The following is a 20,599-nucleotide window of genomic DNA, read 5'->3' as shown; positions in this document are numbered from 1 at the left end:
CCGAATGCCATGTACTTATATCCGGGAGTCAGACAGTGAGTGCTAAGATCCATTGTCAAGAGGGAAACAGCCCAGACCATCAGCTAAGGTCCCCAAGTGTGTGTTAAGTGGGAAAGGATGTGGAGTTGCAAAGACAACCAGGATGTTGGCTTAGAAGCAGCCACCATTTAAAGAGTGCGTAATAGCTCACTGGTCGAGTGACTCTGCGCCGAAAATGTAACGGGGCTAAACACACCACCGAAGCTATGGCTTGCAACTATGTTGCAGGGGTAGGGGAGCGTTGAATGTACGTTGAAGTCAGACCGTAAGGACTGGTGGAGCGCATTCAAGTGAGAATGCCGGTATGAGTAACGAAAAGACAAGTGAGAATCTTGTCCGCCGTAAGACTAAGGATTCCTGAGGAAGGCTCGTCCGCTCAGGGTAAGTCGGGACCTAAGGCGAGGCCGAAAGGCGTAGTCGAAGGACAACAGGTTGATATTCCTGTACCACCGTAAGCCGTTACGAGCAATGGGGTGACGCAGAAGGATAGTGACGCGGACTGATGGATGTCCGTCCAAGCAGTGAGGCTGATGTGTAGGCAAATCCGCACATCGTTAAGGCTAGGCTGTGATGGGGAGCGAAAATTGCAGTAGCGAAGGTCATGAGTTCAGGCTGCCAAGAAAAGCCTCTAGCCAGGTGAAGGTGCCCGTACCGCAAACCGACACAGGTAGTCGAGCAGAGTATGCTAAGGCGCTCGGAAGAACTCTCGTTAAGGAACTCGGCAAAATGACCCCGTAACTTCGGGAGAAGGGGTGCCTCGGTAGGGTGAATAGCCCGAGGGGGCCGCAGTGAAAAGGCCCAAGCGACTGTTTAGCAAAAACACAGGTCTGTGCGAAGCCGTAAGGCGAAGTATACGGGCTGACGCCTGCCCGGTGCTGGAAGGTTAAGGGGAGTGGTTAGCCGCAAGGCGAAGCTATGAACCGAAGCCCCAGTAAACGGCGGCCGTAACTATAACGGTCCTAAGGTAGCGAAATTCCTTGTCAGGTAAATTCTGACCCGCACGAATGGCGTAACGACTTGGGCGCTGTCTCAACGAGAGATCCGGTGAAATTTTAATACCTGTGAAGATGCAGGTTACCCGCGACAAGACGGAAAGACCCCATGGAGCTTTACTGCAGCTTGATATTGGACTTTGGTACGATCTGTACAGGATAGGTGGGAGCCTTGGAAATCGGAGCGCCAGCTTCGATGGAGGCATCGTTGGGATACCACCCTGATCGTATCGGAGTTCTAACCTGGTACCGTAATCCGGTACAGGGACCGTGTCAGGTGGGCAGTTTGACTGGGGCGGTCGCCTCCTAAAATGTAACGGAGGCGCCCAAAGGTTCCCTCAGAATGGTTGGAAATCATTCGTAGCGTGCAAAGGCATAAGGGAGCTTGACTGCGAGACCTACAAGTCGAGCAGGGACGAAAGTCGGGCTTAGTGATCCGGTGGTACCGCATGGAAGGGCCATCGCTCAACGGATAAAAGCTACCCTGGGGATAACAGGCTTATCTCCCCCAAGAGTCCACATCGACGGGGAGGTTTGGCACCTCGATGTCGGCTCATCGCATCCTGGGGCTGAAGTAGGTCCCAAGGGTTGGGCTGTTCGCCCATTAAAGCGGTACGCGAGCTGGGTTCAGAACGTCGTGAGACAGTTCGGTCCCTATCTGTCGTGGGCGCAGGAAATTTGAGAGGAGCTGTCCTTAGTACGAGAGGACCGGGATGGACGCACCGCTGGTGTACCAGTTGTTCCGCCAGGAGCATCGCTGGGTAGCCAAGTGCGGACGGGATAAGCGCTGAAAGCATCTAAGCGTGAAGCCCCCCTCAAGATGAGATTTCCCAGTATGTAAGACCCCTTGAAGACGACGAGGTTGATAGGTTCGAGGTGGAAGCGCAGCAATGCGTGGAGCTGACGAATACTAATCGGTCGAGGGCTTATCCAAGAACAACTCGTTTCAGCTAAGCAAGAAACCTTCGCAAAGGTTCGTATCCAGTTTTCAGGGTGTAAGTTGCCCGAATAACATACTGTTCCCTGATAGCTCAGTTGGTAGAGCACTCGACTGTTAATCGAGTTGTCACAGGTTCGAGTCCTGTTCGGGGAGCCATTATGGAGAAGTACCCAAGTGGCTCAAGGGGACCCTCTGCTAAGGGGTTAGACTGCGTAAGTGGTGCGAGGGTTCGAATCCCTCCTTCTCCGCCAGATTTGCTTCATCGAATAAGGCCCGTTGGTCAAGTGGTTAAGACACCTCCCTTTCACGGAGGTAACAGGGGTTCGAGTCCCCTACGGGTCACCAATTTCACCCCAAAAAGTGGAGTAATGCGCTGAAGGTTAATCCGAGTACTTTTCGGGGACCCCGGGGTTAAACATTATGGAGGCTTAGCTCAGCTGGGAGAGCATCTGCCTTACAAGCAGAGGGTCGGCGGTTCGATCCCGTCAGCCTCCACCATAAATGCATAGCAAGGCTTGAAATGACGCGGGGTGGAGCAGCCCGGTAGCTCGTCGGGCTCATAACCCGAAGGCCGCAGGTTCAAATCCTGCCCCCGCAACCAAATGAGACATATTCGGACAAGTTCCGAAGTGAATGTTTATACGGAGCCGTGGTGTAGTGGCCCAACATGCCTGCCTGTCACGCAGGAGACCGCGGGTTCGAATCCCGTCGGCTCCGCCATTTAATTCACTTGCTCAAACGGCTCGGTAGCTCAGTCGGTAGAGCAGAGGACTGAAAATCCTCGTGTCGGCGGTTCGATTCCGTCCCGAGCCACCATTTCGTTTGTTTCACATTATGCCGGTGTAGCTCAGTTGGTAGAGCAACTGACTTGTAATCAGTAGGTCGTGGGTTCGACTCCTATCGCCGGCACCATTTTTTCTTTGAGTCATTAGCTCAGTTGGTAGAGCACCTGACTTTTAATCAGGGTGTCGTAGGTTCGAATCCTACATGACTCACCATTTTCACTTATTGAAAATGAATTTTTGCGCGCGTATGGCGGAATTGGCAGACGCACCAGACTTAGGATCTGGCGGGCGACCGTGGGGGTTCAAGTCCCTCTACGCGCACCATCATTAATGCGGAAGTGGCTCAGCGGTAGAGCATCGCCTTGCCAAGGCGAGGGTCGCGGGTTCGATTCCCGTCTTCCGCTCCATATTTTGCGCCCTTAGCTCAGCTGGATAGAGCGTTTGACTACGAATCAAAAGGCCGGGAGTTCGAATCTCTCAGGGCGCGCCATTTTTTTATCCAAGTCATTCATGCATTAACGGGATGTAGCTCAGCTTGGTAGAGCACCTGGTTTGGGACCAGGGGGTCGCATGTTCAAATCGTGTCATCCCGACCATTATTTAAATGATAACCTCTTGCTACCGGCAGGAGGTTTTTTTGTGTTTAAATGCCATGAGTCGCTATCGCTGAGAACCGTTGACCGCGCGAATTTATTGTTAAAAAGAGGAAAAAGATCGAGACGCCAAGAATGATGTAGATTAAGGCCTACATAGCTCGAAGGAAGGCAAGGCGATGAGATGCAGGTATTCATTCTGATGAAGCAGATCGGCAAACGTCAGCCCGTAATAGGCGAACGGCCACTCCTGCTGCAAGAAGCGCCGATGACGCTGCGGCATCTAATCGGGCAGGTTGTCGCGCAGGAAGTGGAGCGTTACAACGCGCTCGAGCTCGAAGCGGATTTTGTTCGGCTGCTGACGCAAGAAGATATGCAGGAGCAGGCGGCTAACGGGAAGATAGGGTTCGGCCGCCGCTATCAGGCAGATAATCAGTCTGTTCGGACGTCAATTGAGACAGCTTGTCAAGCTTTCGAAGACGGGTTATACAAAGTCGTGATTAATGAAGAGGTGATCGACGAATTGGATTCACCTCTGCAGGTAAACGAGAACGACCGCATCGTCTTCATTCGGTTGACGATGCTCGCGGGTCGATTATGGCCATAAAGGAGCCGACAAATGCGGACTGCCAGTGAACAGAAGCAAGATTTGGAACGTTATATCGCGAGCAAACGGGAAGAGGCTGCCCGCTGGCCGGAGTCGAAGCGCCGGTTGATCGAAGCCGTATTGGCCGACGTGGAGGACCCGACGGTCCAGTCCGCGCAGATGTTGGAGAAACTCTTCTGGCCTGCACAAGTGAATCATATCAGCGAAGCGCTCCAGGGTGAGCGGCTTGAGGTTGTGGCAAAGCTCATCGGCGAAGAGCATGCGGCGATGTTCAAAGCCATCTGGGACCGATCTGTCCTGTATCCGTACACAAGCGGACTCAGCCGACTGCCTTTTCGGTCGCCCGAGCAGTCCCGGCTCTATCTGCCGCTGAATTTGCGCCGCCTGGCGGCTGCGGTTCATTTTGTCGCGCAAGGGTATGCATGGGGAGTGGAAGCTGTACTGCAAGATGCGGCTAACCATCCCTTCCTTCACGATTGGATTGCGCTTGCCATCGATCAAGGCGACGATCAGTCACTGCAAGCCGTTAAGCGCGTGATCGAGAGCGACGATAGCGGCGCGAAGCTGACGCGAAACATGATCAAGGGCTGCCTCATGAGTCACAACGTCGAGGCTCGCCGCGCGATCGGCGAGCTTCTGCTGTCTGCGAAATTGCAGGAAGGCTTGCGCCAAACGATTATGGAGTGCGCGGACGAGACAAGCCGCGAGTCGTTCATCCTGATGCTCCAGCTGGTGCTGGAAACGGATTTGCTGCGGTTTCCTTCGATCGTCCGCGCCTTCGGCACCTGGACTGCCATCGTGCTCGATATGGACAAGCCGGCGGTTATCCGCAAGTGCCTGCAGAGTGCCTATGATTGCTTGACCGACCGCGACGCATTGACGGCGTGTCTGAACAGCAGCGACGCGCAGCTGTTCTATATCGGACTTTGGGCGCTTGCCGTAGACGAGACGGCATGGCTGCAGCAGCCGATTCTGCTTGCTATCGGCACCGGCGAGGTATACAAGGCGGTTGCCGCGCTGGAGCTGCTGCAGCATACGCAGCAAGAGGATTTTCAGCATAAGCTTGCGTCCGGCTTCTTGATCAATACCGAGGCTGGCGGAATGACGCATCTTCATTTCTTGGCGAAAGTGTTGGCGAATTTGTCGACGCACGATGGGACGGATTCGGCATTTTCGCTGCGGCACAGAACGAAGCTAAGAAACGCGACCGAGGCGGATATCGCTCTGTTTCGTCAGTTTCGGAAGCTTCTGGCGATTGTGCCTATTAAACAGCAAACGTTCTGGGAACAGGACTATTCCTCGTATACCATCTCAGCCGATACGGTCTGCCTGCATATGATCGTGCTGGCCATCGAGACGGGGAGCGAAGAGATGGGCGACGAGCTGTTGGAGCTGCTGCCGACGATGAGTCCCGGGACGAGAGAGACGTTCTGCTCTGCCGTTCTGGGGCATGCCCGCAACGATAAACAACGGAGCGCTCTAATCGACGCGCTTGGCGATAAAGGCGCCGGCGTACGTCATGCGGCTATGCGAGGCGTGAGCAAGCTTGCGCTTATGCCTGAGGAATATGCAAGAGTCGAGCAGCTGCTGCAATATAAAGCCGGGGACATACGGCAGAACGCGCTGGAGCTGCTGTTCAAGCAGCCGCTTGAAGAGCTGAAGGCGACGGTCGGACGGCTGCTGACCGACAAGAAAGAGGAGAAGCGGCTGGCAGGGCTGGAATGCATGGTGCAGATGCGGGATTCCGAGCGGCACGGTCCGATTTTCGAAGCTTGTCTGGGGCTGGCACGCGGATTGAAGCAGCCGACGTCGCGGGAAAAGGTGCTGCTGGACAGTATCGTCGAGAAGGATATTTCGGCGGATGATCCCATGCACGGCTTCGGTTTGTATGATCCATCGATGCATGATAAACTGTCTCCTCTGCCGGAGCATCTGACATTGGAAGGGATTTTCCGCACAGGTCATGAGGAGTTGAAGCAAATCCTTCAGGTCTGGAGCGATCGGATTCATGAGCTGCGGAACGAGGAATTCGTGCTAGAGCTCGGGGATGGAACGCAGCAAACGTTGCTGTTATCCGAAGGGGAATGGGGGTTCCAGGCACTGCGAATGCGGGCAGTCAAGCCGATGGATCAGTTTCCGTTCCCTGATGTATGGCGTGAGCTTGCCCGTTCACAAGGGTTGGACGGCGAACGGCTTATCCAGCTGATTTGGTACCTTGAAGCGCCTGGTTCGAAACAATTCGGCTTTAAATTGGACGATTTCAAGGAGAACTATCATACGCCGCATTTGGACGGACTTTTCGCTTCATTGAAGCAGAGCGGCCTGCAAATCTTTAAAGAAAAGCTGCACTATAGCTGGTTTATAAGAATGCTCTGCAGAGCGTTGTATCAGGAGGAGCAGGAGGACGAGCGTTACCGTATCGTCTATCATACGTCCGTGGCGATTTACAACTGTCTGATGGCCGATTCTCAAGTGCAGAAGCAGGATAATCGGCCGAGGCAGGGGAGGCTGCGTTTCGGCAACGGGGAAGTGCATTTCGGGGATGTCGTCGATACCGAGGAAGTTCAGTTCTGGCTGAAACATTTGCAAGATTTCGGGTTGTACGGCGCGGACGAAACGGAATGGCGGGACGAATGGAGATGGCAGGATGGGAAGTTCCGGGAGAGCTTCCGGCTGCGGCAGCGCATCGCGAAATTAGAGCGGCAGGAGTATGCTGGTCCGATCCTGGAGACGGAGGAATTGCTCGGCGCGCTGGAAGCCGGCATCCTGTCGGAGAATGAATTTTATCGCGAACTGTTCGAAGGGGACCATGGAAGAACGCATCTGCACGCGCTGACGAGAGACGCCGCCTATCATCGCATTTCGCTCGAGAAGTATCCCATCGGACAGCGGCTGACCCGTCGGGCGGTCGACCGTATCGCGGAGATCGAGATGAAGCGCGGGGATATTGCGACGCCGGTCAGCCGGCTTGCGGAGGGGATTCAACGTTTCGAGGGCGCGAGGCATTTTGTACAGTGTCTGCTCAGCTTGGGATCCGAGTCGCTCGCCAGAGGCTACGACTGGTTCGGCGTGAGCACGAAGAAGGGCTCGCTCAGCCGGATGCTGAAGCATGTGTTCCCAGGTGCCGGCGAGGACGCTGGTACGCTTCGCGCTTTGCTGAGCGGGCATAAGGTTCCCGAGCGGCGCTTGATCGAAGCGGCCATGTACGCACCTCAGTGGATCGATCTGGTGGAGCAGGTGCTGGAGTGGGAGGGGCTTTCGTCGGCTTGCTGGTATTTCCATGCGCATACGACGGATTATTTGACGGCGGATAAGGAAACGATGGTGGGCCGCTACTCGTCTATCCCGCCCCGGCAATTGCAGGAGGGCGCCTTCGACATCGACTGGTTCCATCAGGCATATCGCAAGCTTGGGGATAAACGGTTCAGACATGTCTATGACAGCGCGAAATATATTGCGAACGGAGCGAACCACCGCCGGGCGCAGCTGTTCGCGGATGCCGTATTGGGCAAGCTTCAGCTGGCGGAGCTGGAAGCGGAGATGATCGAGAAGCGGAACAAAAATTATGTGCTCTGTTACGGACTCGTGCCAATGCTGGAGAAGGACGGCGATCATCGGGAGGATTTGCTGCATCGTTATGAAGTGCTGCAGCAATTTCTGAAGATAAGCAAAACGTTCGGCGCGCTGAGACGGGAGTCCGAATCGGCCGTCGTGCAGCTTGCGCTCGAGAATCTGTCCCGCAATGCAGGATTCGCGGACTTGACGCGGATGATCTGGCACGTGGAGGCAGAAGCGTTCCAAGCGCTGTCGGGCCATTTTGCGCCTATGGCAATCGGGTACTGGGAAGCGTCGCTCGCCGTCGACGAATTCGGGCAAACCTCGATGCTGGTGACGAAAGACGGGAAAGCGTTGAAATCAGTGCCTGCGGGGCTGAAAGGGTACGAGGCGTTCAAAGAACTCAAGAAGACTCAGGCGTCGCTGAAGGCGCAGCTCCAGCGCGCACGGGCCGCGTTCGAGCAGGCGATGGTCAATCAAGAGGCGTTTACATGCGGGGAATTGGTCCGTTTGGAGAAGAATCCGATCTTGGCTCCGTTGGTTGGACGGCTCGTATTCCGAACGGAGAGCGGCGGCTTAGGCTGGTTCGTGGACGGTTCGCTGCGCGGCGTGAATGGCGATCTTACGGTGATCCGGGGCGAAGAACGACTGTGGGTTGCGCATTCGTTCGATCTCTACGAGAGCGGCGAATGGCCGCAGTTCCAACGGCAGCTGTTCGCCGAGAAAATCGTGCAGCCGTTCAAGCAGGTGTTCCGGGAGCTGTATCTGCTCACGGAGGACGAGCGTTCCAACGGCGCGGCATCCGGCAGATACGGCGGCCACCAAGTGCAGCAGCGCAGAGCGGCCGCGCTGTTCAAAGCAAGGCGGTGGACGGTCAGCCACCAAGCGGGACTGCAGAAGGTGTACCATCGGGAACGTATCATGGCGACGATGTATGCGCAGGCCGATTGGTTTACTCCGGCGGAGATGGAGGCGCCGACGCTGGAGACGGTCGAGTTCTTCCATTTGGACACGTGGCAGCGGGTTGCGTTAGCGGACGTGCCGCCGGTTATTTTCTCCGAGGTCATGCGGGACATTGATCTGGTCGTCAGCGTAGCCCATGTCGGCGGCGTCGATCCGGATGCCAGTCTATCGACGATCGAGATGCGTGCGGCGATGGCTGCCGAGCTTATGCCGCTGCTGAAGCTGAGCAATGTAACGTTCAAGAGCGCTCACGCGATTATTGAAGGCGTGCTTGGCGAATATAGCGTCCATCTGGGCAGCGGTGTCGTCCACCAGACAGCCGGAGGCGCGCTTCACATCTTGGCGGTTCACGGCCAGCAGCGCGGCCGGTTGTTCCTGCCGTTCGTCGACGACGATCCGCGGACGGCGGAAGTGTTATCGAAAATCATCGTGCTCGCGGAGGATCGCAAGCTGAAGGATCCGACGATCTTGAGACAGATCAAGCAGTATGCGGGGAGTTAAGAGGTTCGCGGGCGGGATTTTTCGTAAATAGATATAGGCTAAAGGTAATTAAAAGCGTCCGCCCCTTTCGTTAGGGTGCATCCAGAAGCAGAAGCGCCGGCGCTATAGATTCAAATCGTAAAAATAACCAAGGCCAAGCATGCATGCTTGGCCTTGGTTTATGTTGAAAAAGCTTTGAAGGATCACCAATTCATTTTCAGCATTCGCAAATAGCGTTGCATAGCATCGTGAAACGCATCGTTGGAAGCGGGCAAGCGATGGAGCAGCAGCTGCATGACATCAGCCATCTCATCGCGGCAAGGTGCCGTCCAGCGTCTGCCTGAGCTCAGCCAGAACAGGCGCGAGGCGGATCGCTCCGCTGTTTCTTGCATCTCTTGATTGCGGCCGAGCGCGAGTATGCTGCGGATGGCCGACAGCTCGAATGCGCAGAGAGCTTCGGGATTGGCGTCTAGCTTGTCCGCTTCCAGTCGTACTTGAAGTTCAGCAGCCAGCTTAAGCGACAGCTCGGCGAGCCCTTCCGGATCAAGCCGACGGACGGAAGCAACCGCGAATAGCAAAATGGCGGCGATCAGTTCTAGCAGGTCGCCGGTTCGCTGCGCGGAGGCGTCCAGCACAAGCACGCCGTGTTTCGAAATGATGCGTACGAAGCCTTCGGTTTCCAATTGCTGCAGGGCGGCCCGGACAGGCGTCCGGCTCATGTCCAGTTGAGCGCTCAGCTGCACCTCGGAGGTGACAGTGCCTCCGGCCAGCGCACCTGCTGCGATTTGTTCGTAGATGATATGATAGGCTTGATCGCGGAGCGAAGGAGCGGACATAGGTAATGACGCGCCTCCTTTCGAGGAACTATTGAGGAACTAGTTTGAAGTATAACATAGGCTTGCGGGCCCGGATAAGGAGATGAACCGCGTGAGCAGGCAAGAGGGGAATGTGACGCTTCGCGAGACGGCGTTCCAGGTCATCAAGAAGCATATCGTCGGCGGCGATTGGACGGGCGGCACGTTCCTGTCGGAGAAGTTTCTGAGCGAACTGCTCGGCATGAGCAAGACGCCGATCCGCTCGGCGCTGGACCGGCTGGAGATGATGGGGCTCGTGAAGCTTGCGCCGAAGCAAGGCGTATTCGTGCAGGAGCTGTCGTTGAAGAAGATCTTGGAGTTCTATGAGCTGCGGCTGTCATTGGAAACGTATGCCGCCCGGAAGCTGACGGGACGGATGGATGCGGCTTTCTTTCAGAGGCTGGATGCTAACCTTGCGCTGCAGGACGAAGCGATTCGGCAGGATGACATCTCCCGTTATGTGGAGCTGGATCGCGAATTCCACGCGATGATCGTCGGCGGTCTCGACAATGAGGAATACATGGAAGTGATGTCGCGGATTCAGGATAAGTTTCTGCTCGTCGTCCGTATGACGTTCGTCAAAAACAAGCGGCGGCTGATCGGCAGCATCGAGGAGCATCGGCAGTTACGGCAGGCATTGGCGGGGCAGGACGCCGCTTTGTCGGTCAGGCTGGTCGAGGCGCATATCGAGTACGTGAAGAAGATTATGTTTTGAGAGAAGGGCGATGCTGAAGAAGTAGATAAATGCTGCATTCCCTGACCTCCGTCAGTGAACGCAAACCAATCATCTGACGCAAACCAATCATAACATGTATACATGTTAGACATCTTGTGCGTTCGGAAACCCCTGTGCTACGTTGGAGCTAGCAGTTATTCTTCGTGCAAGGGAGCGACGCAAGGATGAAGATTACCGATGTTCGCACGTTTATTTTGGGCAATCCGTGGAAGAATTGGCTGTTTGTACTCGTGGATACGGACGAGGGCGTGACTGGGCTGGGCGAGGGAACGCTGAATGGTTTTGCGAAGACGGTGGAGGCTGCCATTCATGAATTGAAGCATCTCGTCATGGGCCGCGATCCGTTCGATGTGGAGACGATCAGCTTGAAGCTGTTCCGCGACGTGTATTCGGACGGCGGGCAAATTCAAGGCTCTGCGCTGGCGGCAATTGAAACCGCTAGCTGGGACATCATGGGCAAGGTGACGAACCAGCCGCTGTACAAGCTGCTCGGCGGGCAATGCCACGATAAACTCCGCGCGTACGCCAACGGCTGGTACCGCGGTCCGAACACGCCGGACAACTTCTTCGAGAAAGCCAAGCTCGTAGCCGCGAAAGGCTACACCGCGCTCAAATTCGATCCGTTCGGCGCGGCTTGGCGGACGGTGACCCGGCAGGATTTTGCGGCGGCGATCGAGAATATTGCAGCGGTGAGGGAAGCGGTCGGCCCGGACGTCGATATTCTGATCGAAGGCCATAACCGGTTCAGCGTCTCGACCGCGCTGCAGTTCGCGGACGCCATGCTGAAATACGAGCCGACGTGGTTCGAAGCGCCGGTTCCGCCGCATCTTATCACCTCGATGGTCGAGGTCGCGAGACGCAGTCCCGTACCGGTCGCGTGCGGCGAGGACTACTATTCCCGCGAACAGTTCGCGGAGCTGCTGCGGCATGACGCGGTGCACATTATCCAGCTGGAGCCGCAGTTCCTCGGCATTGCCGCGTCGAAGCAGGTTTGCGGCATGGTCCATGCGCATAACGGGGTCACGGCGCCGCACAGCGCGCAAGGGCCGGTCTGCTCGGTCGTCTGCAGCCATTTGAACATGGCGACGCCGAATTTCTATTTGCATGAGATCTTCGATGAATTCAACGAACCATGGGAAGAGCAGGTGCTGATGCCGCCGCTTAAAGTTCAGAACGGTTATCTCACGCCGCCGGAAGGACCGGGTCTTGGCGTCGAGCTGAACCTGGAGGAAATCGACAAGCACCCGTACCAAGTGGGCAACTGGCTCCCGTTGTTCAAGCAAGGCTGGGAGAAGCGCGAGACGGTCAACGAATAGGGAGCGATGAGAGAATGACGCAGGCAATTGCAAAACAGTTCGCGCATGCGGCGGAGCTGCTGCTGGATGCGAAAGCGATTTTGGCAGAGGGACCGCATTGGCATGCCGCGCAAGGCAAGCTGTATTGGGTGGACATTCAAGGCCTGTCCTTCGGACGGTTCGACACGGCTTCCGGCGTCAACCAGCAGTTCCGGGTAGGCAAAACGGTCGGAGCCGTCGTCTGCGATGCCGAGGATGGCGAGGTCGTCTATCTCTCGACGCGCGACGGCTTCGAGCGGTACGACTGCCGCACGGGCGAGCTGACGAACATCGCGGACCCGGAGGCGGATAAGCCGGCTAACCGGTTCAATGACGGGAAATGCGATTCCGCCGGACGTTTCTGGGCAGGCACGATGATGGATGCCGAGACCGGCGTTACCGGCGCGCTGTACGTGCTGGACAATGATAGGAACTGCCGCAAGGCATATGAGAACGTCGGCGTTTCCAACGGCATTGCGTGGAACGCCGATGAAACGGAAATGTACTATATCGATTCCATGAAAGGCACCGTCACGGCATTCGATTACGATCTTGCTGCGGGAAGTATCGATCGCCCGCGGATCATCATTGATTTCCGCGACGAACCGGGCGCGCCGGACGGCATGACGATCGATGCCGAGGGCATGCTGTGGATCGCGCATTGGGGCGGATGGCAAGTGTCCAGATGGAACCCGCGGACCGGCGAGAAGCTCGATGCCGTGTACGTTCCGGCAGCGAAAGCGACGTCGTGCATCTTCGGCGGCGATGAGCTCGATATCCTGTACATCACGTCGGCGAGCATCGGATTGACGCCGCAGGAGCTGGCGGAGCAGCCGCATGCAGGCGGTATTTTCACCTACCGGCCCGGCGTGAAAGGCACGCCGACGCATGCTTACCGGGCGGCGAAAGCTTAGAAGAAAGCTTAATCGAAACTTTAACCAAAACCCGTCTCCGGGCTGGTAGCAAAGTCTCTTATTTGGGGTATAGTAGAGATATAGAGACGGAAGCAGGCGGCATGGGAGTTCTGCTAGCTTACCGGCAAGGAGATGGTATTTCGATGAAAAAGCGTGCGATTGGTATTGCGTTAACTATTCTGGGATTAACGACGCTCGTATCCACGGTGTCAGCGCTCGACAACGGTTATGCGCCCGTCAAGCAAACGCCCGATATGATCACGGTTTATATCCACGGCATCGAAAATCAGGACGGCCGGGAAACGCTGCAGGCGGATCCGATTCAATGGTTCGAAGGGAAAGCGGCAGACGAAGAGTTCCTGAAGGATGAACCGGATTCCGGACTGGATGGCGCGCCGGACGGTTACTATATCGTAAATGACGATCAGAAGCTGGAGACGCTCGAGATCGATCCGCATGCCGCCGTGTACATGCAGATCTATGACCGCACGGGCAGCCTGGTCAACGTTACGACAGAGTGGAACCAATCGGTTTCGCTGGAGAAGTTCAAGGCGATTTACCGCAACAACGCCATCGTCGACGTGAGCGAGTACCCGTACCATTTGACGCTGAAAGACGGCAAGGTCGTTCGCATCGTGCAGCAGTTCGTTCCATGACCGGTACACTTAAATTCATGCCCTTCCACGACCCGTGGAAGGGTTTTTCGTTTGGCTTGCCGTATGTATGTACGGACAACCTATTATTTTGCCGAAAAGGGAGCTGGTCCGCATGTTCGATCCAACCGTATTCGATAACTTGAAGGTGGCCGTCGAGAATTACGTCTACGACCTGGACAACCTCGATGCCCGCGTCATCGTCACGCACCGCGTCGACCGGCTGGAAATGGCCGTGATGGGAAGGGTGTTCGCGCTGCAGTTCACGCTGGCCAAAGGGAGCGGGATCACCGCTGAAATTCGGCTGGAAGCGTCGCTTCAAGATTTGGCCGCCGAGATTCTGGACCAGCAGGGCGCTGCACCGGGATGCACGGTCCGGATTCGCTTCTATATGCCCGTTGAAGACATCGAGACGACTTGTGCCTATACCGAACGGGAGTTGACCGAGATCTGGCAGCTGGAGATGCCGCCGACGCAAATGCTTAGCTTTATGTACGGCGAAGGACTTCCGTCCCCGAGTTACCAGAACGAGATCGAAGTGCATTTCCATCGTAAAATCAACGAGGAGCAGATGGAGGACCTTCCGGAACTGATCGAGCATATGGTGCAGTCGCTGGAGAGACTGGAGGCTTTTGCGGCAGAGCCGGCGTAGTTGCTAAGAAGCGTCATCGCGACGACAACGGCGGCAACGGCGGCAACGGCGGCAACGCGGCAAGACATAGGTCAAACCAATGACCGATATAGGTTCTCCGTATTTCACGCGGCCGGCGCCGTGGCGTATGATAGGAACAACTTGGAGGTGGGCGAAATGGAAAACATGAACCATGTGCGTTCGACGTTCGACGCGACGGCCAACGGCTACGATGCGCAGCGCCGCAAGCTGATTCCTTGCTTCGACGATTACTATGGAACGGCCGTCTCGCTGGCGGAAGCGGGTGCGGCGAAACCGCGCATTCTCGATCTGGGAGCGGGTACGGGACTGCTCTCGTCGATGCTCTTAGCGAAGCATCCGGAGGCGCAGCTGACGCTGATCGACCTGTCGGACAATATGCTGGCCGTGGCGAAGGAACGGTTCGCAGGGCAGCCCGATATCGACTATGTTTGCCGGGACTATACGAGCTACATGGAAGAGGAAGCGTTCGACTTGATCGTGTCGAGCTTATCGATCCATCATCTCTCGGACGAAGGCAAGCAGGCCGTCTACCGGAACGCCTATGCGAACTTGAAGCCGGGCGGTATCTTCATCAACGCCGATCAGGTGCTCGGCCGTACGCCGTTCATCGACGCGCTCTACAAAGACGATTGGAAGCGCAAGATCGAAGCCAGCGGCTTGACGAGGGCGGAGCTGGATGCCGCCTATGAACGGACGAAGATCGACCGCATGTCGGGGCTGGACGAGCAGCTGGCATGGCTTGCGCAAGCCGGCTTCTCGGACGCAGGCTGCGTGTATCAATCATTCAACTTCGTCGTCATGTACGGCAGGAAGCAGGAAGAGGGATCGCGAAGCGAATGACTAGCATAGCTTACCGAACATTAATCGGGGTTCCTGCGGGAACGCCGATTTTTTCTTTTTCGAGAATGCAGGGCAGTCTTCTTAAAATCAAGGAGGCGCCGTCCGATATAGTACTCAGCACCTACGCAATGTTCCCGGATTACGTTATTGCTTCTTGGAAGAATGTTCTATTATACCGATGTTGGATTTTTCCAGTCCTGCTATAATGGTAATCTACCTTTTTAAATGACCTGGAAGGAGATTCTATGCGAACAAAATGGTTTGGTCTTGCTCTTATTCTCGTTGTTATTGTCGGTGGTTTAGGTTTGCGCTCCAATGATGCCGCAGCTACGACCAAGGTTCCGTATCAAGCAAAAGTCAGCACGACCGCACTAAACGTCCGGAGCGAGCCGGCGCTTCAGGCTTCGGTCGTCGGGCAGTTGAAGGCAGGAGACGTCGTCACGGTCACGGATGAAGAAGAAGACGGCTGGGTGCAAATCAAGAAAAACAACCTGTCCGGTTATGCGGCCGGCTACCTGCTCCGCAGAACGGACAACAGCGGGCAGACGGCAGGAACCTCCTCTTCCACGGGCGGAAAGGTGAGCACGAGCCCCGGCTCGACCGCTACTGTAACGGCAGATTCGCTGCGCATCCGCTCCGGCCCGGGGACGGGCTACAAGGTTGTCGGTTCCTTGAAGCAAGGCGAGCAGGTAACGATTCTCAGCAGCGAGACGAGTTGGCTTAAGATCCGCGCGACCCCCAGCGTAACGGGATGGATCGCGAAGGAGTACGTCGACAAAGGCGCTCCGAAGCAGTCCCATTCGTCGGGGACAGGCATTCGAGGCAAGCTCATCGTCGTCGATGCCGGCCATGGCGGCAGCGATCCCGGAAAGATCGGTACAACCTACGATACGAAGGAAAAAGGACTCACGCTCAGCACCGCGCAGTATCTGAAGCAAGAGCTGCAGCGGCTTGGGGCTAAAGTCGTCATGACGCGGACGACGGACGTGAAGCCGGAATTGTCGGAGCGGGTTCAAATCAGCGAGTCGAACCATGCCGATGCCTTCGTCAGCATTCATTACAACTCCGCGGAGACGAAGACGAGCGGCACGCTGACGTTCTTCTATTCCGAGCAGAAGGACAGGCCGCTCGCGAATGCGATCGAGTCGGAGCTGTCCGAGTCGGGCATCGGGCTTCGCAGCAACGGGGTTTCGTTCGGCGACTTCTACGTGCTGCGGGAGAACAATGTGGTGTCCACCTTGGTGGAGCTGGGCTTCCTCTCGAACGCGAAGGACGAATCGAACGTCCGCGGTTCGGCGTATCAGAAGAGTGCCGCGGCGGCGATTGCGCGCGGCTTGGCGGATTATTTTGACTAATGGGTGTTAAAAGACTAACCGGTATTAAAAAGGGCCTTCAGCGATCAGTCATCGCTGGAGGCTATTTTTTGGCGTGCCTGATACTGCGCGACCGGAGCGGAAATGGGACGACTTTACCAAATTGATACGGAGTTGTAACTCTTCTGTAACGACATTAAATAGAGGACGTTTTATAATCGTCCATGTAGCCGAAATAAGCGGTAATTTAGACAGCAAGAGGGGCCGATTCCCCTTCTGGAAGGAGAATGCTTTATGCCAAGACCTATTGGAAGCAGCCGGTATATGCCAGGGCTCGACGGGTTGCGGGCAATCGCCGTTTTCGCGGTAATTGCGTATCATCTAAACCTCTCATGGGTGCCAGGCGGTTTGCTAGGTGTCGGTATATTCTTCGTCCTCTCCGGATATCTCATTACGGACATTTTATTGAAACAGCACGCCAAAGCGGGAAAGCTCGATCTGCGCGATTTCTGGATTCGCCGCGCCCGGAGACTGCTTCCGGCAATGATGATCATGTTGGCCCTCGTATCTTCGTGGCTGCTCGTCGCCGATCCAGGGCGGCTTGCCTCCATGAAGGGGGAGATCGTCTCGGCGCTGCTCTACTATAGCAATTGGCGATTGATCTTTCACGACGTCTCGTACTTCGAAAGCTTCGGTCCTCCATCGCCGCTCGGGCATTTGTGGTCGCTTGCGGTCGAAGAGCAGTTCTACCTTATCTGGCCGCTTGCGCTCGTGTTCTTGATCCGCAGCGTGAAAAGGCGCGGCCGGCTGTTGTTCTTGATCTTGGCCGGCGCCGCGGCTTCCGCGGGTGCGATGGCGATGCTCTATGTGCCCGGACTCGATCCGAGCCGCGTCTATTACGGAACGGATACGCGGGCGTTCGGTCTGCTCATCGGCGCCGCGCTGGCGGTCGTTTGGCCGAGTTGGAAGCTGAGCGCATCGATTTCGCGCCGCGGCAGCATGGCGGTCGACGCCGTCGGCACAGGCGGCTTGATCGTCGTCGCGCTGATGATCGCGCTCGTTGGCGAATATGATGCATTCTTGTATCGCGGCGGCATGGTTCTCCTGTCCATTGCGACAGCGGCGGTCGTGGCCGCCATGGCGCATCCGGCCAGCAGGCTGGCCCGCCTCATCGGGAGCAAGCCGCTGCAATGGTTCGGCGCCCGCTCGTACGGCATTTATTTGTACCATTATCCGGTCATTGCGTTGTCGACGCCGATGGCGCAGGTGGATGAATTCCATCCGCTGCGGGCGCTGCTCCAGATCCTGGCTTCCATTGCGCTTGCCGAATTGTCCTGGCGCTTCATCGAAGAGCCGATTCGCCAAGGCGCTATCGGCAAGCTGCGCAGCCGCTTGGCAGATGGCGTCCAAGGACGCCAAATCGGAAGAAAACGCGGCGTGATGCTGGCTTGCATCTGCGCCTTGATTATTACAAGCGTCTCCTGCTCCAGCCAGAACAATCTGGTGCAAGGCGACAATGGCAGCGGGCAGACGGGCAAAGGCCAATTAACGGCCGGAGGCACGAGTGGCGGTCAAGACGCCGGAATTATTCAGACCGGCGATCAAGGAGGGACGGCTCCGAACAACAACGGAACCGGCACGGATCATCAGGCCGGTGAAGACGGAAGCGACGGCAATTCCGCAGGAAGCGGAACTGCGGGCAACGCAGGCTCGAACAATGGCGCCGGCGCTGACGGCACCGAAGGCACGGGCAATTCGAAGCCCGGCGCTTCGGACGGAGGTACGGCCGCGCCGGATCAAAACGGGGCAGGGGACGCCGGAGACCAAGGCGGTGCAGGCGGATCTACCGGTCCGGGTGCCGGCAACACGGCTGGTTCGGGAGCGAATGGTTCTACTGATGCCAGCGGCGGGAACGGCAGCTCCGGCGGCGGCACGGGAATTATTGGCAGCGGCAGCGGAGGAAGCGCCGATACGGGCAGTTCGGGCGGTACGGCAGGCGGCGGAAGCACCGGCGGCACGAACGGCAAGCCGGATTCCTCCGCCGGCAACGGAACGCCGCCAGCGGCTAACACCGGCGGCGACAATGGCAACGGCACGATTCCTGTCCAGCCGCCCGCCGAGCTGCCGATTGCCAAAGACGGCATTACCGTCATCGGCGACTCCGTCATTTTGGACGCAAAGCCGTTCCTGGAGAAGCTCGTCAAAGGCATCGTCGTCGAAGGGAAGGTCGGCCGCCAGATGGCGCAGGCTGACGACGTCATTGCCGATCTTAAGAAGCGGAACCAGCTGGGCAAGACGGTCGTCATCGAGCTTGGCACGAACGGCTCCTTCTCGCAGAAGCAGCTTGATGAGCTGATCGCGGCCATCGGCAGCGACCGGACGATCTACTTCATCAATACTCGCGTGCCTCGCAAATGGCAGGATGTCGTGAATGAAATGCTGAGCGATACGATCGCAGCCACCGCGAACACGAAATTGATCGACTGGTATACCGCGAGCAAGGGACATGACGACTTCTTCGGCAAGGACGGCGTTCACTTGAAACGCAGCGGCGGCGAGTTCTTTGCAAACTTGATCGTGAGTGCGCTTAAATAGGCTGAGGCATTATCGTCTCCTTGTAAAAAAGACAGCGAAAATTCGCTGTCTTTTTGCATTTATGGCCTATCTGCGATTGGGTCACTAATTTCTCCAGCTTTGTTTCGGACCGGCTGCACAGCTTAAGGCATGCGGTTTCGTCGCGGCTTATAAATACGGCAAATTGTTTATATTCATATTGCGGCGTCTCCAGCAGTACAAGCACCATCCTATCGGGAGGCGTCAGCTAGGGGGTTATTTCTGATGCGGTCGAAAACCGGAACAGAAATTTGGAAGAATTCCATCATTTCGGGAATACTATCACGGTACTTGAATACACGTGAATAACGTGTGAATAAAACTGACATACAAGAGGCGGGAGGCAGCTTTTTTCCACAAAACTTATTTACAAAATTGCTAAATCACCGTATATTTGATACATATAAGAACAATTGTTAAAAGTCGCTTTTTACAAATGTTTAACAAGGGGTAATAAAGCACGAATTAATAAGGGAATGGGGCGTTTCAGACATGAAGAAGAGTTTAAGTTTAGTTGTAATTTGTATGTTAGTTATGGTTTTGGCTGCATGCGGCAGCAAGGACAATAACAGCGGGAACAACGCGAATACCGGTTCCAATGGCGGCGGTACGAACGGCGGGGCTACGAAAGCATCCTTTAAAGCGGGCATGGTTACCGACTCCGGTACCATTGACGACAAATCCTTCAACCAAGGCACTTGGGAAGGCTTGGAGCGCGCGAAGAAAGATCTTGGCGTCGCTGACAAATACCTGAAACCGGCTGGCACGACGGAAGCCGACTACCTGAAAGAAATCGGCAACCTCTATGATGCCGGCTACAAAATGATCGTCGTGCCTGGCTTCAAATTCGAGACGGCGATCTTCGCCGCTCAAGACAAATACAAAGACGCGAACTTCGTCCTGATCGACGGAACGCCTCATTCTTCTGCCAAAGACGCTCCGCCTGCCGTTGGTTCCAACACGGTATCGATCTACTTCGCGGAACACGAGTCGGGCTTCCTTGCCGGCGTAGCGACTGCGGTTCAGCTGAAGGAGGGCGAAGCGGGCTTCATCGGCGGCATGGAAATTCCGCCGGTTCAGAAGTACAACTGGGGCTTCCAGCAAGGCGTGAAATACGCGAACGAGAACCTGGGCACCAAGATCGGCCTCAAGAAAGAAAACGTCGTGTACCAAGGCAGCTTCGACAACTCGGCGGCAGGCGGACAACTGGCTGCGCAAATGTACGACCGCGGCGTTAACGTGATCTTCACGGCTGCCGGCGGCGTAGGCGTAGGCGCGATCAACGAAGCCAAGAACCGCGCGCAAGCGGGCAAGACGGCTTGGATCATCGGCGTAGACGGCGACCAGTACAAAGACGGCGTTTACTCAGGCGACAAATCCATCATCCTGACTTCGGCTATGAAGAAGGTCGACGAGGCTTCCTTCGATATGGTTAAAGCGCTGCAAGAAGGCAAGTTCCCAGGCGGCCAAACGCTGACGTTCGACATCAAGAACGATGGCGTGGGCATTCCGGCCGAGAATCCGAACCTGACGGACGATACGATTGCCAAAGTCAACGACGTGATCGCGAAGCTGAAAAGCGGCGACGTGAAGGTTGCGGCTGAACAAGGCGACCTGATCAAGTAAAATAACGTAGGCATGTCATATCCAAGAAGAGACGGAGGCTCCGTCTCTTTTTGGTTGCTATATACCGATCTTATGCGCAATAAGATGGA

Annotated in this window: 12 protein-coding genes, 13 tRNA genes and 1 rRNA gene (1 of these 26 only partly in view); 25 read left to right on the top strand and 1 reads right to left on the bottom strand. The window is 56.2% G+C overall.

What is annotated here, in order from left to right; translation table 11 throughout:
• From GZH47_RS11070 to GZH47_RS10995, 16 genes are all read left to right on the top strand, one after another.
• Window positions 1–1,965 (top strand): 23S ribosomal RNA (locus tag GZH47_RS11070); it begins 960 nt to the left of the window's first position.
• A gap of 86 nt (window positions 1,966–2,051) precedes the next feature.
• Window positions 2,052–2,127, top strand: a tRNA-Asn gene (locus GZH47_RS11065).
• A 4-nt stretch (window positions 2,128–2,131) separates the two neighbouring features.
• Window positions 2,132–2,222: transfer RNA gene (locus tag GZH47_RS11060), tRNA-Ser, on the top strand.
• Window positions 2,223–2,241: 19 nt separating this feature from the next.
• Window positions 2,242–2,316 (top strand) — tRNA-Glu (locus tag GZH47_RS11055).
• Window positions 2,317–2,393: 77 nt separating this feature from the next.
• Window positions 2,394–2,469, top strand: a tRNA-Val gene (locus GZH47_RS11050).
• 26 nt (window positions 2,470–2,495) lie between these two features.
• A tRNA-Met gene (locus tag GZH47_RS11045) sits at window positions 2,496–2,572 on the top strand.
• 42 nt (window positions 2,573–2,614) lie between these two features.
• A tRNA-Asp gene (locus GZH47_RS11040) sits at window positions 2,615–2,691 on the top strand.
• A 20-nt stretch (window positions 2,692–2,711) separates the two neighbouring features.
• Window positions 2,712–2,787: transfer RNA gene (locus GZH47_RS11035), tRNA-Phe, on the top strand.
• Window positions 2,788–2,807: 20 nt separating this feature from the next.
• A tRNA-Thr gene (locus GZH47_RS11030) sits at window positions 2,808–2,883 on the top strand.
• Between the two features lie 10 nt (window positions 2,884–2,893).
• A tRNA-Lys gene (locus GZH47_RS11025) sits at window positions 2,894–2,969 on the top strand.
• A 28-nt stretch (window positions 2,970–2,997) separates the two neighbouring features.
• A tRNA-Leu gene (locus GZH47_RS11020) sits at window positions 2,998–3,080 on the top strand.
• 8 nt (window positions 3,081–3,088) lie between these two features.
• Window positions 3,089–3,163, top strand: a tRNA-Gly gene (locus tag GZH47_RS11015).
• Window positions 3,164–3,169: 6 nt separating this feature from the next.
• Window positions 3,170–3,246 (top strand) — tRNA-Arg (locus GZH47_RS11010).
• 29 nt (window positions 3,247–3,275) lie between these two features.
• Window positions 3,276–3,352, top strand: a tRNA-Pro gene (locus tag GZH47_RS11005).
• A gap of 181 nt (window positions 3,353–3,533) precedes the next feature.
• Window positions 3,534–3,956, top strand: a complete 423-nt coding sequence (locus GZH47_RS11000; protein ID WP_162640141.1) for a hypothetical protein — start codon at window positions 3,534–3,536, stop codon at window positions 3,954–3,956.
• A gap of 12 nt (window positions 3,957–3,968) precedes the next feature.
• Window positions 3,969–8,975: a DUF4132 domain-containing protein gene (locus GZH47_RS10995; protein ID WP_162640140.1), complete on the top strand. Its 5,007-nt coding sequence runs from the start codon at window positions 3,969–3,971 to the stop codon at window positions 8,973–8,975.
• Window positions 8,976–9,157: 182 nt separating this feature from the next.
• Here the strand turns inward: GZH47_RS10995 and GZH47_RS10990 are convergent, their stop codons facing one another.
• Window positions 9,158–9,790 carry a GntR family transcriptional regulator gene (locus GZH47_RS10990; RefSeq protein WP_162640139.1) on the bottom strand — a complete coding sequence of 211 codons (633 nt, stop codon included), beginning with the start codon at window positions 9,788–9,790 and terminating at the stop codon, window positions 9,158–9,160.
• Window positions 9,791–9,881: 91 nt separating this feature from the next.
• On the opposite strand from GZH47_RS10990, the gene GZH47_RS10985 reads away from it, so the two are divergent.
• The 9 genes from GZH47_RS10985 (at window position 9,882) to GZH47_RS10945 (ending at window position 20,510) form a co-directional block, all read left to right on the top strand.
• Window positions 9,882–10,523 carry a GntR family transcriptional regulator gene (locus GZH47_RS10985; RefSeq protein ID WP_162640138.1) on the top strand — a complete coding sequence of 214 codons (642 nt, stop codon included), beginning with the start codon at window positions 9,882–9,884 and terminating at the stop codon, window positions 10,521–10,523.
• A gap of 185 nt (window positions 10,524–10,708) precedes the next feature.
• A complete protein-coding gene (locus tag GZH47_RS10980; protein WP_162640137.1) occupies window positions 10,709–11,860 on the top strand; it encodes a mandelate racemase/muconate lactonizing enzyme family protein in 1,152 nt (383 codons plus the stop codon).
• A 14-nt stretch (window positions 11,861–11,874) separates the two neighbouring features.
• On the top strand, window positions 11,875–12,792 hold the full coding sequence (locus GZH47_RS10975) for an SMP-30/gluconolactonase/LRE family protein (RefSeq protein ID WP_162640136.1): 918 nt from the start codon (window positions 11,875–11,877) through the stop codon (window positions 12,790–12,792).
• Between the two features lie 143 nt (window positions 12,793–12,935).
• Complete coding sequence (locus GZH47_RS10970) at window positions 12,936–13,448, top strand: hypothetical protein (protein ID WP_162640135.1); 513 nt, start codon at window positions 12,936–12,938, stop codon at window positions 13,446–13,448.
• Between the two features lie 112 nt (window positions 13,449–13,560).
• Complete coding sequence (locus GZH47_RS10965) at window positions 13,561–14,097, top strand: hypothetical protein (RefSeq protein ID WP_162640134.1); 537 nt, start codon at window positions 13,561–13,563, stop codon at window positions 14,095–14,097.
• A gap of 156 nt (window positions 14,098–14,253) precedes the next feature.
• Window positions 14,254–14,958 (top strand): class I SAM-dependent methyltransferase, encoded by a 705-nt coding sequence (locus GZH47_RS10960; protein WP_225446441.1) that lies wholly within the window; start codon window positions 14,254–14,256, stop codon window positions 14,956–14,958.
• A gap of 245 nt (window positions 14,959–15,203) precedes the next feature.
• Window positions 15,204–16,313 carry an N-acetylmuramoyl-L-alanine amidase family protein gene (locus GZH47_RS10955; RefSeq protein ID WP_162640133.1) on the top strand — a complete coding sequence of 370 codons (1,110 nt, stop codon included), beginning with the start codon at window positions 15,204–15,206 and terminating at the stop codon, window positions 16,311–16,313.
• A 252-nt stretch (window positions 16,314–16,565) separates the two neighbouring features.
• Window positions 16,566–18,866: an acyltransferase family protein gene (locus tag GZH47_RS10950; RefSeq protein ID WP_162640132.1), complete on the top strand. Its 2,301-nt coding sequence runs from the start codon at window positions 16,566–16,568 to the stop codon at window positions 18,864–18,866.
• 510 nt (window positions 18,867–19,376) lie between these two features.
• Window positions 19,377–20,510, top strand: a complete 1,134-nt coding sequence (locus tag GZH47_RS10945) for a BMP family lipoprotein (RefSeq protein ID WP_162640131.1) — start codon at window positions 19,377–19,379, stop codon at window positions 20,508–20,510.
• Window positions 20,511–20,599: the final 89 nt, after the last annotated feature.

The sequence above is a fragment of the Paenibacillus rhizovicinus genome (assembly GCF_010365285.1).
GTDB lineage: Bacteria > Bacillota > Bacilli > Paenibacillales > Paenibacillaceae > Paenibacillus_Z > Paenibacillus_Z rhizovicinus.
This window is presented reverse-complemented; position numbering and strand designations above follow the sequence as displayed.